The following is a 15,567-nucleotide window of genomic DNA, read 5'->3' as shown; positions in this document are numbered from 1 at the left end:
GTTGAGAGAGACATCGAAGCGCGGCCGGAGCTGGCCGCGATCGGGGTGCCGCTTCTCGCTACACGGCGAGACAACGGCACAAGAAGCTGCGCGTTATCGAGCCGAGAATGCGCCGGTTATCGCAACCGGCCGACTACTGTCACTCGAACAAGTCCCCACTCCGGGTCTCCGCTATTGATGAAATCGCGCGCAGCTTACGCCGCGATATTTCGAGAGTAAATCAATAGTCGGAGTCTGATATTGCAATCAGATAGTTCTTCAGGGGAGGTTCAGGAAGAGAGGGACAAACAGCAAAATCGATCACCTATCGCGCGCGAAAAGCAGTCCTGTGGCGAGGGGGCTTGCTCCCGCTGGAGGGCAAAGCCCTCCCAAATGTTCCACTGCAATCGGTGCTAAAAACCCCCAGTACTTCAGCCCCCTGGTGGCTCGCACTGGGGGGCCGCCGACGCTCCAGGGCGGCGCATGCCCAACACCGCAATACCGCGTTTGTCAGGCACACCGCACACCCCTTGTTTGCGACCGCTGCGCGGTCGAGCGGGAGCAAGCGCCCTCACCACAAGACCTCTGAGCCTGTTCGCTGCAGCCGATCAGCTCGCGGTGGCCAGCAACACATCCCTGACCGAACGGCTATGGCCACGGCTCTTGCCATGTTCATACAGGGAGCCGGCGATTTCCTCGGCGCGGATCGGCAGGATCGACAGCAGCGTGTCGCTCAAGCCGTGGCTGGCCTGGCTGAAGCCCTGCATATAGATGCCGGCCTTGCAGCGCTCATCGGTGAGCACGCGGTAGTTGCGGTCGACCTCGAACTCGCCCAGGTACTCCTGCAACGGGGCCAGCAGTTGACGGTGCATCTGCCGCTCGTAGCCGGTGGCCAGGACCACGGCGTCGTAGTGCTGCACCGAACGTTCGCCGGTGGCGTTGTTGCGCAGCACCAGTTCCACGCCCTGGGCGCTGGCAGTGGCTTGCTCGACGGTGGTCAGAGTGCGGAAGGCGTGGCGGGCGACCCCGGAGACTTTCTGCCGGTAGAAGATGCCGTAGATGCGTTCGATCAGGTCGATGTCGACCACCGAGTAGTTGGTGTTGTGGTACTCGTTGACCAGGCGCTCACGCTCGCTGCTGGCCTGCTGGAACACCAGGTCGGTGAATTCCGGCGAGAACACTTCGTTGACGAACGGGCTGTCGTCGGCCGGCTTGAGCGCCGAGCCGCGAATGATCATGTCCACCTGCACCGACGGGAAGCTGTCGTTGAGGTCGATAAAGGCCTCGGCCGCGCTCTGCCCGCCACCGATGATCGCGATCTTCATCGGCTGGCCGGCAACACACGGCTGCTCGGCCATGCGCGCCAGGTACTGGGAATGGTGGAACACCCGAGGGTCATCCTTGAGCGCCTGGAAGGTTTCGGGGATCCGCGGCGTGCCGCCGGCGCTGACCACCACCGAACGGGTGGTGCGCACCTGCTCCTGGCCCTGGGCATCACGGGAAATCACCCGCAGGGCTTCAACCTGCTGGTTGTGCAGCACCGGCTCGATGGCCAGCACGTCTTCGCCGTAGCGGCTCTGGCCCTGGAAGTGCGAGGCCACCCAGCGCAGGTAATCGTTGAACTCCATGCGGCACGGGTAAAAGGTGCCGAGGTTGATGAAATCCACCAGGCGCCCGTGGTGCTTGAGGTAATTGACAAAGGAGTAGGGGCTGGTGGGGTTGCGCAGGGTCACCAGGTCCTTGAGGAACGAGATCTGCAACTCGCTCTGGGTGACCAGGGTGTTGCCGTGCCAGCGGTAGTCCAGTTGCTTGTCGAGAAACAACGCGTCCAGCGGACCTTGAACCTGGCCACGCTCCTCCAGGGCAATGGCCAGCGCCAGGTTCGAGGGGCCGAAACCAATACCAATCAAGTCGTGAACGGTGGCCGATGCAATTGCCTGTGTCATTTCCAGTGTCCTCTGGATAAGCCCCTCAACGCGGGGAGAAAGCGACGGTGACCTGGTCGGCCCATGGCAAGACAGCAGGTCGTCTGTTGAGTAGGAACGAGGACAATGAAAAAAAATTTAACCCAGGGGGATCAGTGGGTGTCCCACTGACGCGCACGAGCACGACAATGCTTCATGGCGTTGACGATGTGTTTTTCCACCAGGCTGCGGGAGATTCCCAGGCGCTCGGCGATTTCCGGGTGCGACAGGCCTTCGAGCTTGCGCAGCAGGAAACTGTCGCGGCACAGGGGCGGCAACTCGGCCAGGGCGCGTTGCAGCATGTCCAGGCGCTGGCTGTGGTCCATACCGGTTTGCGGCGAGGGGCTGAAAAAACGCTCTTCGTTGTCGAGCACTTCCAAGGGCTCGGACTGACGCAGCGCGCTGCGCCGATGGCCGTCGATCACCAGGTTCAGCGCGGTGCGGTAGAGAAAGGCACGTGGCTGCTCGATGGGGGTGTCGCTGGCGCGTTCCAGCACCCGCACATACGCGTCATGCACCACATCTTCGGCCACCTGGCGGTTGCCGAGCTTGGCGTTGAGGAAACTCACCAGCTCGCGATAGTAGTTTTCCAACATGACTCCCGCCCCCGAAAAACGAGGGACTTTTGTCCTTGAGTACGACGCTCCGCCAGGGCTTGTGCAGGGCATCAGAATGATGGCAGCTTATAAGCAACGCAATTTATAGTAATTCTCATATAGATTTAAAGCGCTAACGCTGTGCCCGACGTTTATTTTGTGAATCCATACCTGTAACCCTATGTTTCCGGGCTTAAATCCGCTCCGCCGAACTTCGTATACTTGACAGCCCCCGTGTCTGCCGACCCTTCCGGCAGCGTCCAGCGGCGCCCCAGCTCGGGCAACACCTGGACCACGGGCCGATTTTTCCATTGGCCGGAACCCTGCATGAAACGTCCCCGTCATACCCGACGCGCACTGCTTGTAGCACTTTGTCTGATCCCCGTTATTGCCGTTGCCGCCTGGCAGATCCTGCCCGCTGGGCGAGATCAATTTGCCACCGTACAGGTCAGCCGGGGTGACATCGAAAGCAGCGTGACCGCCCTCGGCACCTTGCAGCCCAGGCGTTATGTGGACGTCGGCGCCCAGGCCTCCGGGCAGATCCGCAAGATCCATGTCGAGGCCGGCGACCTGGTCAAGGAAGGCCAGTTGCTGGTGGAAATCGACCCCGCCACGCAACAGGCCAAGCTCGACGCCAGCCGTTTCTCCATCGAAAACCTGCAAGCCCAACTGCAGGAACAGCGCGCCCAGCACCAGTTGGCCGAGCAGAAGTTCCGGCGCCAGCAAAACCTCGCCGCCGGCGGCGCCACCCGTGAAGAAGACGTGCAGACCGCCCAGGCCGAACTCAAGGCCACCCAGGCGCGGATCGACATGTTCAAGGCGCAGATCCGCCAGGCCCAGGCCAGCCTGCGCAGCGACCAGGCCGAGCTTGGCTACACACGGATTTATGCGCCCATGGACGGCACCGTGGTCGCGGTGGACGCCCGCGAAGGCCAGACCCTCAACGCCCAGCAGCAGACGCCGCTGATCCTGCGGATCGCCAAGCTGTCGCCGATGACGGTGTGGGCCGAGGTGTCGGAAGCCGATATCGGCCACGTCAAGCCGGGCATGACCGCCTACTTCACCACCCTGAGCGGTGGCAACCGGCGCTGGACCAGCACCGTGCGCCAGATCCTGCCGATCCCGCCCAAGCCACTGAACGAAACCGCCCAGGGTGGCGGCAGCCCCAACAGTTCGAGCAAAAGTGGCAGTGGCCGGGTGGTGCTCTACACCGTGCTGCTGGATGTGGATAACAACGACAACGCGCTGATGGCGGAAATGACCACCCAGGTGTTCTTTGTCTCCAGCCAGGCACAGAACGTCTTGACCGCCCCCATTGCTGCCCTGCAGGGCAGCACCGCCGCCGACCGGCAGATCGCCCGGGTAGTGGCGAAAAACGGCGCCATCGAGGAGCGTGAAGTCCGGGTCGGCATCAGCGACCGCCTGCGGATTCAGGTGCTGGACGGCCTGAACGAAGGCGATCACCTGCTGATCGGTCCGGCCGAAGCCAGCGGAGGTTGAATGTTGACCCCGCTGATCGACCTCAGGAACATCCGCAAATCCTACGGCGGTGGCGACACGCCGCAAGTTGATGTCCTGCGCGGGATCGACCTGTCGATCCACGCCGGCGAATTCGTGGCCATCGTCGGCGCTTCCGGCTCCGGCAAATCGACGCTGATGAATATCCTCGGCTGCCTGGATCGCCCGACGTCCGGCGAGTACCGCTTCGCTGGCGAAGACGTGGCACAACTGGGGAGCGACGAGTTGGCCTGGCTGCGCCGCGAGGCCTTCGGCTTCGTGTTCCAGGGTTACCACCTGATCCCCTCGGCATCGGCCCAGGAAAACGTCGAGATGCCGGCGATCTACGCCGGCACCCCCGCCGCCGAGCGCCATGCCCGCGCCGCTGCCCTGCTCGAACGCCTGGGCCTGGCCAGCCGCACCGGCAACCGTCCGCACCAGCTCTCCGGCGGCCAGCAGCAACGGGTGTCGATTGCCCGGGCGCTGATGAACGGCGGCCATATCATCCTCGCCGACGAACCCACCGGCGCCCTCGACAGCCACAGCGGCACCGAGGTCATGGCCCTGCTCGACGAGCTGGCCGACCAGGGCCACGTGGTGATCCTGATCACCCACGACCGCGAAGTCGCCGCCCGCGCCAAGCGCATCATTGAAATCCGCGACGGCGAAATCATCAGCGACACCGCCGACCGCCAACCGGGCGTCCAGGCCAGCGCCAACAGCGGCGCCCTGCAAGCGGTGGACCTGCGCCAGCGCCTGGCCGACGGCAGCGAACACAACGGCGCCTGGAAAGGCGAACTGGTGGACGCAGTGCAAGCGGCCTGGCGGGTGATGTGGGTCAACCGCTTCCGCACCGCCCTGACCCTGCTCGGGATCGTGATCGGCGTGGCCTCGGTGGTGGTGATGCTGGCGGTGGGCGAAGGCAGCAAGCGCCAGGTCATGGCGCAGATGGGGGCGTTTGGTTCGAACATCATTTACCTCAACGGCATCTCCCCCAGCCCCCGGGCACCGCTTGGCGTGGTCAGCCTCGACGACGTCCGCGCTCTGGCGAGCCTGCCCCAGGTGAAAATGATCATGCCGGTCAACGGTGACGACGCCAATATCCGCTTCGGCAATGTCGACTACGAGGTCTATACCGGAGGCAGCAACACGCTGTTCCCCGAGATTTTCAACTGGCCGGTGGTGGAAGGCAGTTTCTTCTCCGAAGCCGACGAAGCCAGCGCCGCGGCGGTGGCGGTGATCGGCGAAAAGGTCAGGGAAAAGTTCTTCACCGGCATCAACCCCATCGGCCAGTACATCCTGGTCGAGAACGTGCCGTTCCAGGTCATCGGCGTATTGGCCGGCAAGGGCGCCAGTTCAGGAGAAAAGGACAGCGATATCCGGGTGATGATTCCCTACTCGGCGGCCAACATTCGTCTGTTCAGCTCTCCCAACCCGATGTACGTGGTGATCGCCGCCGCCGATGCGAAAAAGGTCAAGGAAACCGAAAAGGCCATCGATGAACTGATGCTCAAGCTGCACAAAGGCCAGCGTGACTTCGTCCTGACCAACAATGCGGCGATGATCCAGGCCGAAGCCCGGACCCAGAACACTCTGTCGCTGATGCTCGGTGCCATCGCCGCGATTTCCCTGCTGGTGGGCGGTATCGGGGTGATGAACATCATGCTGATGACCGTGCGTGAACGGACCCGGGAGATCGGTATCCGCATGGCCACCGGCGCCCGTCAGCGAGACATCCTGCGCCAGTTCCTCACCGAGGCGGTGATGCTCTCGGTGGTGGGCGGCCTGACCGGTATCGTCCTGGCCATGCTGTTGGGCGGCTTGCTGATCGTGGGTGATGTGGCCGTGGCCTTTTCCCTGCCGGCCGTGCTGGGCGCCTTTGGCTGCGCCCTGGTCACCGGGGTTATTTTCGGCTTCATGCCGGCTCGCAAAGCTGCCCGGCTTGATCCGGTCACAGCCCTTACCAGTGAATGACCATTCTATGAAAGCGCAATTGACCCTACTGGCCGCCAGCCTGCTGCTGGTGGCCTGCGGCGGCACCGCCCCGCGTCCGGAGAGCGGCCTGCAGGCGCAGGCTTCGTGGGATTCGTCGACCGACGTCACCACCCAGCGCAGCAACCAGCAGTGGTGGACCCAGTTCGCCAGCCCCGACCTCGATCGCCTGATCGAACAGGCCCGAGGCGGCAGCTACGACCTGGCGGCCGCCATCGCCCGCGTCCGCCAGGCCCAGGCCAGCGCCGTGGTAGCGGGCGCACCGCTGCTTCCGGAGATCAAGGGCGGGCTGAATGCCAATCGGCAGAAACTGTTGCGAGGCAACGGCTACAGCCAGCTGGATGCCGACAGCGACAACAAGGCCGTGGACTATTTCGACGCCAGCCTGAGCGCCAGCTACGAAATCGACTTCTGGGGCGGCAAACGTGCCGCCCGCGACAGCGCCGTTGAAGGCGTGCGTGCCAGCGAATTCGACCAGGCCACCGTGGAGCTGACCCTGCTCAGCGGTGTCGCCAACAGTTACACCCAGGCCCTGGCCCTGGGCGAACAGCAACGGATTGCCGAACTGAATCTGGCCAACGCCCAAAGCGTGCTGAGGCTGGTGCAGACCCGCTACGACTCGGGCTCCACCACCGCCCTGGAACTGGCCCAGCAAAAAAGCCTGGTGGCCGCCCAGCAGCAACAGTTGCCGCTGTTCAGGCAACAGGCTGCGGAGGCGATGATCACCCTCGCCGCCCTGCTCGGCCAGCCCGTGCAGGCCTTGCAACTGGGCCCGCAATCCTTCGCCGAGCTGCGCTGGCCGGAGATTGCCGCCGGCGTGCCCAGCGAGCTGCTGCAGCGACGCCCGGACATTGCCGGGGCCGAAGCCCGACTGGCCGCCGCCCAGGCCGATGTCAGCGTGGCCCGCGCCGCCATGCTGCCCAGCGTGACCCTGACGGCCAACCTGGGATCGGGGGCCAACAGTGCCGGGGATATCCTGCGCAGCCCGTTCTATAACCTCACCGCCGGCCTGGTGGCCCCGATCTTCAACAACGGCCGCCTGAGCGCCGAGCGCGACAAGGCCAAGGCGCGCCAGGAGGAGTTGCTGGAGACTTACCGCGGCACGATCATCAACGGCTTTGCCGATGTCGAGAAAGCCCTGAACAGCATCAGCGGCGTCGACCAGCGCCGGCAGTGGCAGGACGAAGAACTGAACCAGGCGCAGATCGCCTTCCGGATTGCGCAAAGCCGCTACCAGGCCGGGGCGGTCGACCTGCTGACCGTCCTCGAGACGCAACGCACCCTCTACGCCGCCCAGGACCTCAACGTGCAACTGCGCCTGTTGCGCCTGCAAGCCAGCATCGCCCTCTACAAAGCCCTGGGCGGCGGCTGGCAAACCCTGTAGCCGCTGCCGAGCCCGCCGCCTCCCGGGCTCGACGGCGGCTACAGCGGTGTTAATCCCGGAGGTGGGCGCCATCAAGCAGTGCTTCCACCACCGCCCGGGCCATTTCCACCGAGTGCACCATGGCCCAGATCAGCCCGCGTTCGATGCCGCTGGCGCGTTCGGTGATTTCATCGGACACCTCTTCGGCACATTTCAGCAGCAGCGCGACGTGCATCAGCGCGTCTTCGGCGTTGACTCCGGGCTGCACGGCAAATAGCGCATGGCCCTTGGCATCACGCAGACCAAAAGGGCGAGGCCGGGTGTCTTTCAAGGCGTGGAGCAGGTGGGCGTTGGCGCGATCCAGTTCCGGGTTGCGGCGTCGTTGTTGAGGTGGATCGGGGACGAGCTTTTTCATGAGATTGGTTCCTTTAAGTGTTAAGGAACTGCCAGATCTCACTTCCACATGAGAAGGAGGCAGCCGTACGTGGGTGTGGAAGACCGGCTTAAAGGACCCGGCGCACCCGAAGGTGCCCCACGTACAACCGCCATAAAACGAGATCACCGGCGCTGAGAATCACCGATGTTCGAATGAGACGAATTGCACGTTCCTCTGAGCCAGACTTCCACATCCGGGCCGCTGTTTTTGCAGCGACGGCTGAAGACTGCCTGAGGCCAGAAGAGGGTACAAGCCGCTCAAAGGCGTTTTGGATTCTCTAGGAAATGCCCTACAAAACAAAGCGAAACCTCTTCAGGACTCAGCGCTATACGGCCCTGGCACCTATGGCGAGTGTCGAGGCTGCGCTGGCCGAAATGGGCGCCGCAAGGGTGTCAGGCAGATTAGAGTCACCTGGAAAGGACAGCGCAGCCTTCGGCAGCAACTACGCAGGCGTGACCTTGAGGTGGCGCGCGTACCAGGGGCGTTGCGGGACTTTGCGGAACAGCTGGGCAAGCCGGTCCTTGTCGCTGCCGAAGGTGATGCGCAGCGCCAGTTTCATGGTCTCAGGGTCCATCTCCATCGACTTGCCTGCCTGCAACCCCGGCGTGGTGCTGCACCCATGGGTCACCGGCCCCAGCCACGGGTCACCGACCTCGACCCAGCGCCCCTGGGCGAACCAGGGCACACCGTTGACTTCCAGCCGCGCCACTTCACCCGGATGAAAACGCTCATGGGCCCGGAACCAGTCCTCGATACGGTCATCGATCCAGCCATGGAAATACCAGAACACCGGGTTCACATGGGAGGAGAACGGGTCGCCGAGAAAATCGTTTTCCGGCTCGAACCAGCGCGCGGCGAAATCGTCCGGATTGCGCGCCTTGGGCACCGGCGCGCCGTTGGACGGGTCACGCGGCACCGAGGCCCAGCGCATGTGCAGCCAATCGTGCAGGCCCAGTTCGACCTCAGAGCCGAACTGACCCAGGGTCAATTTCGCCAGATAGGCCGGGTCACGGTATTGCGACTCCCAGACCTGGAAGTTGCTGTTGTAGGTCTCGGCACTCTTGATGTCACTGACCCACTGCGTGTACTCGGCATCGTCTTCAGCCAGCCAGGTCGGCGGCAAGGCATAACCATCGTGATTGTCGAAGTAGCGCGCGAAACCCGCGCGGTCGCGCAGCAGTTCCGGCTGCGGCATCGGGAAGCGGCGCCAGGACGGCAGAGGCTGCAGGGAACGAGCAGTGCCGAGCATGTGCCGATGCATGAAAAAGAAATCAATCCCGGACCCGTTGCGATCCTTGCGCAGGCCACGAGCGTCACGCTCCTGGTCCCGTGGCCCAGGTTGCCAGCCAATGCCGCGCAGGCCATTGCGACGCTCTTCGGACAGCTCATGCCATTGATCCCGGGAGGCATGCCACAGCTGGTGAAACAGACGGTGTTCGGGTGACACCAGCCAGGCCAGCAAGGCCGGCTGCAAGCCGATCCGCTCACGGGCCTCGGGAAACACCTGCTTGACCGCAATGAAACGGTTGTCCTGTTCCAGCAAGGCCAGGGGCCGATCCAGGCTCAGCACTCGCCCGCTAAGGGTGCCACTGCCGGCATTGCCGAAACTGGCCCAGACCTCATCCAGCACCATGCGAAATTCATAGCTGGGTGCCCCGTCCACCGCGTTCGGGTCGATCAGGCGCCAGCTCAGTTGAGCGGGATCGGCCGGCGCCAGGTCGCCCAGCACCTGAAAACGAGGCTCGTCTTCACCACGCAGGCGCTGCGCCGTATCGAGGTAGCCACGCAGGCCGCGTCCGCGCGGGGCAATGTCGAGAAACAGCTCCAGGCCTTCTTGAGGAAGGCCTTGCAGCCCGGCATCGCGACCTTCGAAGCGCAGGCTCCAGACGCCGCGCAAGGTGTCCGCCAACTGGCGCCCGGCCGTGTCCGGCAGGTCGACGCTGGCCTCCCCCGGGGTCACGGGTTCATCGACCCGGGTCAATTCACGATGGGCAAAGTATGCCGCGGGCACGGCAGCGCCCGTCAGTGCCAAACCGGCTATGAAGCCTCGTCGAGAAATCGTCATCGCCCTACCTGTGTCAGCCATGAAGCAGGCTTTATCCAAGCTAGAACGTTGAGTTGGCGAACAAATTTAGGGCGTCGGCGCCGGTACGCCGATGCCCAGTAAATTTGTCCGGCCATCGCTCGTTCTTCCCAGATAGCAAAGGCCCCATGCACCCGCACCTCAACGGCGAACCTGACTGAGATGGCAATGAAAAAACCGCGTTCGAAGAAGGCTCTTTATATCGGCCTGCCTCTGGCCCTGGCTGTGTCCATCGGTGCCGGCTTCCTGGCCTGGAACTACCTGTGGAAGGACAACCCCGGTTACCCGCTCAAAGTGATGCACCAGGCGAGCGAGTTGCAGGAGCGGATCATTTCCTTTGATAGCCATATCTCCATCCCGTTGGACTTCGGCGCCGAAGGCAACGAAGTCGACAAGGACGGCTCGGGGCAGTTCGACCTGGTCAAGGCCAACCGTGGACGCCTCTCCGGCGCAGCCCTGACCATCTTCGGCTGGCCGGAAATGTGGAATGGGCCCAATGCGCCACACCGCCCGACTCCAGGTTTTGTCGACGAAGCCCGCAACCAGCAGGAGATTCGCTACAAGATCATTTCCGGCATGGTCCGCGACTTCCCCAACCAGGTGGCCATCGCCTATACCCCGGACGATTTCCGCCGCCTGCACGGCGAAGGCAAGTTCGCGATTTTCATCAGCATGCTCAATGCCTACCCCTTGGGTAATGACCTGAACCTGCTGGACCAATGGGCCGCGCGCGGCATGCGCATGTTCGGCTTCAGCTATGTCGGCAACAACGACTGGGCCGACTCTTCGCGGCCCCTGCCCTTCTTCAACGACTCGCCGGACGCCCTCAACGGCCTGTCTGCCATCGGCCAGCAGGCGGTGCACCGGCTCAATGATCTGGGGGTAATCATCGACGTCTCGCAGATGTCGACCAAGGCCCTGGAGCAGGTAATCCAGCTCAGCCGCAGCCCGATCATCGCCTCGCACTCGGCGCCACGGGCCCTGGTGGATATCCCGCGCAACCTCAGCGATCACGAGCTGCAACTGATCAAGGACAACGGCGGGGTGGTGCAGATTGTCGGTTTCCCGGCCTACCTGAAGCCCCTGAGCCAGCCGACCCGAGACAAGCTCAACGCCTTGCGCGCGCGCTTCGACCTGCAGCCCCTGCCCAACCTGGCCTTTGCCCTGATGCCCGGGGACCCGATCATTACCGTCTGGCCCGAGCAGCGCTTCGGCGAGTACGCCAATGCGCTCTACGCCATTCTCGAAGAAGAGCCCAAGGCCACGCTCAAGGACCTGGGGGACGCCATTGACTACGCAGTGAAGAAGATCGGCATCGACCATGTCGGCATCAGCTCGGACTTCAACGAAGGCGGCGGCGTGCAAGGCTGGAAGGATGTCAGCGAAATCCGCAATGTCACCGCCGAGCTGATCACTCGCGGCTACTCCGAAGCCGACATCGCCAAACTCTGGGGCGGCAACTTCCTGCGCGTGTGGGATCAGGTGCAAAAAGCCGCCAAACCCATCAAGCCTTCCGCCGAGTAGATCGCGCCCATGACTGACCGTAGAACTTTCCTCAAGCAGGCCGGCATTCTGGCTGCCAGCCTGCCTCTGGGCGCCAGCCTGGGTGCTCCCGCCCTGGCCGCCACCCTGCCGGGCCTGCCCCGGGACAAATGGGCACAACTGCGCCAGCTGTTTTTGCTGGACCCCGACTACATCCATTTTTCCAACTTCCTGATCGCCTCGCACCCCAAGCCGGTGCGCGACGCCATCGAGCAGCACCGCGCCTGGCTTGACCGCAACCCCGGCCTGGCCATGGACTGGGACCGCGAAGAAACCTGGAAGCACGAAGCCGAAGTGCGCCTCTGGGCCGGCCGCTACCTGCAAGCCAAGCCAGGCCAGATCGCCCTGACCGCCAGCACCACCGAAGGCCTGGCCATGGTCTACGGCGGCGTCCATGTGCGGCCGGACCAGGAGATCCTGACCACCGAGCACGAACACTACTCAACCCAGTGCGTGCTCGAGTACCGCACCCGCAAGGAAGGCACCCAGGTCCGCCAGATCAGGCTGTTCAAGGACCCACACCAGGTGTCGACGGACGAGGTCATCGCCTCGATTGCCCGCAGTATCCGGCCCAATACCCGAGTGCTGGGGATGACCTGGGTGCAGTCGGGCAGCGGGGTCAAACTGCCCGTCGGTGAGATCGGCAAGCTGGTGGCCGAGCACAACCGCGAGCGCGACGACAAGGACCGCATCCTCTACGTGATCGATGGCGTGCATGGCTTTGGCGTCGAAGACCTGAGTTTTCCCGATATGCACTGCGACTTCTTTATCGCCGGCACCCACAAGTGGATGTTCGGCCCGCGCGGCACGGGCCTGGTCTGCGCCCGCTCGGAAGAGGTCAAGGACATCACCCCGACCATGCCGACCTTCTCCGAAGACAACAATTTCGCCACTTCGATGTCCCCTGGCGGCTATCACGCCTTTGAGCATCGCTGGGCACTGAGCAAGGCCTTCGAACTGCATCTGCAACTGGGCAAGGCCGAGGTCCAGGCACGGATCCATGAACTCAACAGCTACCTCAAAAAGCGCCTGCTGGAGCACCCCTCCATCGAGCTGGTCACGCCCCTGAGCCCCGAGTACTCGGCCGGCTTCACTTTCTTCCGGGTCAAGGGCCAGGACAGCGACAAGGTCGCGGCCTACCTGATGCAGAACCGCGTGGTCGCCGATGCCGTTGATCGCGACGTCGGCCCGGTGATCCGGACCGCTCCGGGCCTGCTCAACACCGAGGCCGAAGTCGACCGTTTCATGACCCTGCTCAGCCAAAAGCTCTGAATCCTGCGCCCCTTTCACTGGAGACCCACGATGCCCCGCTTCCCGCTACCCGCGCTGCGCGCCGCCTTCTCACTGCCCGCCCTGGCCCTGGCCGCACTGCTCGGCACCCTGCTGCCGAGCGCCGCCGAGGCCGCCGCGCCGCCCGTACCCGGCCAGGTGTTCAAGGACTGCCGGGACTGCCCGGAAATGGTCGTGCTGCCCAGCGGCAGTTTCATCATGGGCACCCCGGATGACGAAGTCGGGCGCCAGCCTGACGAAGGCCCGATGCATGAAGTGACCTTCAGCAAGCCTTTCGCCCTCAGCCGCTTCACCGTGACCGCCGGCGAATGGGCAGTCTACCTGCGCGAAAGCGGCTACACGATGCCTGACGGAGACGCCCGCCCCGGTCGCGAATGCATTGCCGGCAAGCCACGCTACCCGGTGTCGCCGCGCCAGCCGGCGGTGTGCCTGACCTGGCACGAGGCACAGAGCTACATCGCCTGGCTGTCGAAGAAAACCGGCAAGGCCTATCGCATGCCCAGTGAATCGGTGCGTGAATACGCGGCCCGGGCGGGCAGCAAGGGGCCCTTCCCCTTCCCGTTCGATGAGGGCAAGGAATACAGCATCGCCAAACACGCCAACACCTACGGCCCCGAAGACGGCTTCAGCTACACCGCCCCCGTTGGCAGCTTCCCGCCCAACGCCTTTGGCCTGTATGACATGCACGGCAATGTCTACGAATGGCTGGCGGATATCATCCACGAAAACTATGTCGGCGCCCCCACCGATGGCAGTGCCTGGACCGACCAGCCCAACCCCGATGACGACTGCGACTACCGGGCCATGCGCGGCAATGACTGGACCGAAGCCCCGATCTTTTCCCGCTCCGGCAACCGCAACGATCGCTGTTCGAAAACCGCTGGTGACTGGCTGGGGTTTCGCGTGATGCGCGATCTGTAAGTCACCCAGACCGGGGAGCGCCGGCCCGTCGAGGGACCTGGCAGGCCGCGCCCGCCGCACATCGAACCGACTGCACACTGTCACGCAACGAGGGCTAAATCCCCCTCCCCCGAACTCGTCCTCTTACAGACAGCTCGCCAGGCGCACCCAAGCCTCGACGCGGGCTTCCACTCGCCCTTAGCACGTAGTCACGTCGCGACCGAGGTAGTTTCATGACCGCAGCACCCCGTAGCGCCATTCGCGAACTCTTGAGCCTGCTCAAGCCCTATCGTCCTATCGTGATCTCTTCCATTATGCTGGGCATCGTCGGCGGGCTGAGCGTCACGGCGCTGCTGGCCACGGTCAACCAGGGCCTGCACAACGCCGACGGCATGAGCAAAGGCGTGGTCCTGGCCTTTGCCGGCCTGTGCGCCCTGGCCTTGCTCAGCACCATTGCCGCCGATATCGGCACCAACTTCGTCGGCCAGAAGATCATTGCCAAGCTGCGCAAGGACCTGGGCGCCAAGGTCCTGGCGGCGCCCATCGAGCAGATCGAACGCTATCGCACCCACCGCCTGATTCCGGTACTGACCCATGACGTCGACACCATCAGCGACTTCGCCTTCGCCTTCGCCCCCCTGGCCATTTCCCTGACCGTGGTGATCGGCTGCCTGGGGTATCTGGCGGTGCTGTCGTGGCCGATCTTCCTCATGACGCTGATCGCCATCGGCGTCGGCTCGGCGGTGCAATATGTGGCGCAGACCAAGGGCGTCAAAGGTTTCTACGCCGCACGGGAAGCCGAGGACAACCTGCAAAAGCACTACCAGGCCATCGCCGAGGGCGCCAAGGAACTGCGCATCCACCGCCCTCGCCGGCATGCCATGTTCACCCGCAATATCCAGGGCACTGCCGATCACATCTGCGATACCCATATCCGTTCGATCAACATTTTCGTGATCGCCAAGAGCCTGGGTTCGATGCTGTTCTTCGTGGTGATCGGCCTGGCGCTGGCCCTGCAATCGCTGTGGCCGGCGGCCGATCCGGCGGTCATGAGCGGCTTCGTGCTGGTGCTGCTGTACATGAAAGGCCCGCTGGAGAACCTGATCGGCAACATCCCGATCATCAGCCGGGCGCAGGTGGCCTTCCGCCGCATTGCCGACCTTTCCGAACGCTTCTCGTCGCCGGAGCCGCACCTGCTGCTGAGTGCGGCCGAACACCCCGCGACGCCGCTCAAGCGCCTTGAACTGCGCGACGTGCAATACGCCTTCCCCCCGGTGGAAGGCAGCGTCCCGTTCAAGCTGGGCCCGGTCAACCTCTGCATCGAGCCGGGGGAAATTCTGTTTATCGTCGGCGAAAACGGCTGCGGCAAGACCACCCTGATCAAACTCCTGCTGGGCCTCTACACCCCGCAACAGGGCCAGGTCCTGCTCAACGGCAAGACGGTCGACGCCCAGGGCCTGGACGACTACCGCCAGCTGTTCACCACCATCTTTGCCGACTACTACCTGTTCGACGAACTGGTGCAGAACGACAAGGCCCTGCCACCCGATGCCGGGCAATACCTGGAGCGCCTGGAAATCGCCCATAAGGTCAGCGTGCGCAACGGCGCCTTCACCACCACCGACCTCTCCACCGGCCAGCGCAAGCGCCTGGCCCTGGTCAATGCCTGGCTGGATGAACGCCCGGTGCTAGTGTTCGATGAATGGGCCGCCGATCAGGACCCGACTTTCCGCCGGATCTTCTACACCGAACTGCTGCCGGACCTGAAAAAACTCGGCAAGACCATCATTGTCATTTCCCACGACGATCGTTACTTCGACGTCGCCGACCAACTGGTGCGCATGGAAACCGGCCAGGTCATCAGCGACAAGGCCTTTGCCTGATATCAGCAGCACCCCGGCGAGCGCCCAGCCGCTCGCCGTCCC

11 protein-coding genes are annotated in these 15,567 nt (G+C 63.7%); 7 read left to right on the top strand and 4 right to left on the bottom strand.

All coding sequences use genetic code 11. The features are described from left to right. Nucleotides 1-587: 587 nt before the first annotated feature. Nucleotides 588-1,925, bottom strand: a complete 1,338-nt coding sequence (locus ACOZJV_RS33810; RefSeq protein ID WP_078473949.1) for a lysine N(6)-hydroxylase/L-ornithine N(5)-oxygenase family protein — start codon at nucleotides 1,923-1,925, stop codon at nucleotides 588-590. 131 nt (nucleotides 1,926-2,056) lie between these two features. Further along, a complete protein-coding gene (locus tag ACOZJV_RS33805; protein WP_421549529.1) occupies nucleotides 2,057-2,539 on the bottom strand; it encodes a sigma-70 family RNA polymerase sigma factor in 483 nt (160 codons plus the stop codon). Nucleotides 2,540-2,866: 327 nt separating this feature from the next. On the opposite strand from ACOZJV_RS33805, the gene ACOZJV_RS33800 reads away from it, so the two are divergent. From ACOZJV_RS33800 to ACOZJV_RS33790, 3 genes are read left to right on the top strand one after another with little or no spacing between them, the layout of a single operon-like run. Next, entirely contained in the window at nucleotides 2,867-4,039 is a 1,173-nt protein-coding gene (locus tag ACOZJV_RS33800; RefSeq protein WP_421549528.1) for an efflux RND transporter periplasmic adaptor subunit, read from the top strand. Beyond that, entirely contained in the window at nucleotides 4,040-6,010 is a 1,971-nt protein-coding gene (locus tag ACOZJV_RS33795; protein ID WP_421549527.1) for a MacB family efflux pump subunit, read from the top strand. Nucleotides 6,011-6,017: 7 nt separating this feature from the next. Then, entirely contained in the window at nucleotides 6,018-7,412 is a 1,395-nt protein-coding gene (locus ACOZJV_RS33790; RefSeq protein ID WP_421549526.1) for an efflux transporter outer membrane subunit, read from the top strand. Nucleotides 7,413-7,461: 49 nt separating this feature from the next. Here ACOZJV_RS33790 and ACOZJV_RS33785 read toward each other — a convergent pair whose 3' ends face one another. Beyond that, nucleotides 7,462-7,806: a DUF6124 family protein gene (locus tag ACOZJV_RS33785; protein WP_078473944.1), complete on the bottom strand. Its 345-nt coding sequence runs from the start codon at nucleotides 7,804-7,806 to the stop codon at nucleotides 7,462-7,464. Between the two features lie 463 nt (nucleotides 7,807-8,269). Next, on the bottom strand, nucleotides 8,270-9,892 hold the full coding sequence (locus tag ACOZJV_RS33780) for a PvdJ/PvdD/PvdP-like protein (RefSeq protein ID WP_421549525.1): 1,623 nt from the start codon (nucleotides 9,890-9,892) through the stop codon (nucleotides 8,270-8,272). Between the two features lie 186 nt (nucleotides 9,893-10,078). Here ACOZJV_RS33780 and pvdM point away from each other — a divergent pair, with 186 nt between their 5' ends. The 4 genes from pvdM to ACOZJV_RS33760 all read left to right on the top strand — a co-directional run bounded on the left by pvdM (nucleotide 10,079) and on the right by ACOZJV_RS33760 (nucleotide 15,525). Then, complete coding sequence (pvdM, locus tag ACOZJV_RS33775) at nucleotides 10,079-11,434, top strand: pyoverdine-tailoring dipeptidase-like protein PvdM (protein ID WP_421549524.1); 1,356 nt, start codon at nucleotides 10,079-10,081, stop codon at nucleotides 11,432-11,434. A 9-nt stretch (nucleotides 11,435-11,443) separates the two neighbouring features. Next, a complete protein-coding gene (locus ACOZJV_RS33770) occupies nucleotides 11,444-12,724 on the top strand; it encodes an aminotransferase class V-fold PLP-dependent enzyme (RefSeq protein ID WP_078473941.1) in 1,281 nt (426 codons plus the stop codon). Between the two features lie 30 nt (nucleotides 12,725-12,754). Beyond that, a complete protein-coding gene (locus tag ACOZJV_RS33765) occupies nucleotides 12,755-13,663 on the top strand; it encodes a formylglycine-generating enzyme family protein (RefSeq protein ID WP_078473940.1) in 909 nt (302 codons plus the stop codon). Nucleotides 13,664-13,875: 212 nt separating this feature from the next. After that, complete coding sequence (locus tag ACOZJV_RS33760; RefSeq protein WP_421549523.1) at nucleotides 13,876-15,525, top strand: cyclic peptide export ABC transporter; 1,650 nt, start codon at nucleotides 13,876-13,878, stop codon at nucleotides 15,523-15,525. The last annotated feature ends 42 nt before the right edge of the window (nucleotides 15,526-15,567 follow it).

This window comes from Pseudomonas sp. QD4 (genome assembly GCF_049199125.1).
GTDB lineage: Bacteria > Pseudomonadota > Gammaproteobacteria > Pseudomonadales > Pseudomonadaceae > Aquipseudomonas.
Note: the sequence above shows the minus strand (reverse complement) of the source record. Positions and strands in the feature narration are given on the sequence as shown.

What these genes read in the sequence shown, in the direction of transcription:
- ACOZJV_RS33810 (WP_078473949.1), bottom strand. Translation starts at nt 1,925, where the DNA reads ATGACACAGGCAATTGCATCGGCCACCGTTCACGACTTGATTGGTATT.
- ACOZJV_RS33805 (WP_421549529.1), bottom strand. Translation starts at nt 2,539, where the DNA reads ATGTTGGAAAACTACTATCGCGAGCTGGTGAGTTTCCTCAACGCCAAG.
- ACOZJV_RS33800 (WP_421549528.1), top strand. Translation starts at nt 2,867, where the DNA reads ATGAAACGTCCCCGTCATACCCGACGCGCACTGCTTGTAGCACTTTGT.
- ACOZJV_RS33795 (WP_421549527.1), top strand. Translation starts at nt 4,040, where the DNA reads ATGTTGACCCCGCTGATCGACCTCAGGAACATCCGCAAATCCTACGGC.
- ACOZJV_RS33790 (WP_421549526.1), top strand. Translation starts at nt 6,018, where the DNA reads ATGAAAGCGCAATTGACCCTACTGGCCGCCAGCCTGCTGCTGGTGGCC.
- ACOZJV_RS33785 (WP_078473944.1), bottom strand. Translation starts at nt 7,806, where the DNA reads ATGAAAAAGCTCGTCCCCGATCCACCTCAACAACGACGCCGCAACCCG.
- ACOZJV_RS33780 (WP_421549525.1), bottom strand. Translation starts at nt 9,892, where the DNA reads ATGACGATTTCTCGACGAGGCTTCATAGCCGGTTTGGCACTGACGGGC.
- pvdM (WP_421549524.1), top strand. Translation starts at nt 10,079, where the DNA reads ATGAAAAAACCGCGTTCGAAGAAGGCTCTTTATATCGGCCTGCCTCTG.
- ACOZJV_RS33770 (WP_078473941.1), top strand. Translation starts at nt 11,444, where the DNA reads ATGACTGACCGTAGAACTTTCCTCAAGCAGGCCGGCATTCTGGCTGCC.
- ACOZJV_RS33765 (WP_078473940.1), top strand. Translation starts at nt 12,755, where the DNA reads ATGCCCCGCTTCCCGCTACCCGCGCTGCGCGCCGCCTTCTCACTGCCC.
- ACOZJV_RS33760 (WP_421549523.1), top strand. Translation starts at nt 13,876, where the DNA reads ATGACCGCAGCACCCCGTAGCGCCATTCGCGAACTCTTGAGCCTGCTC.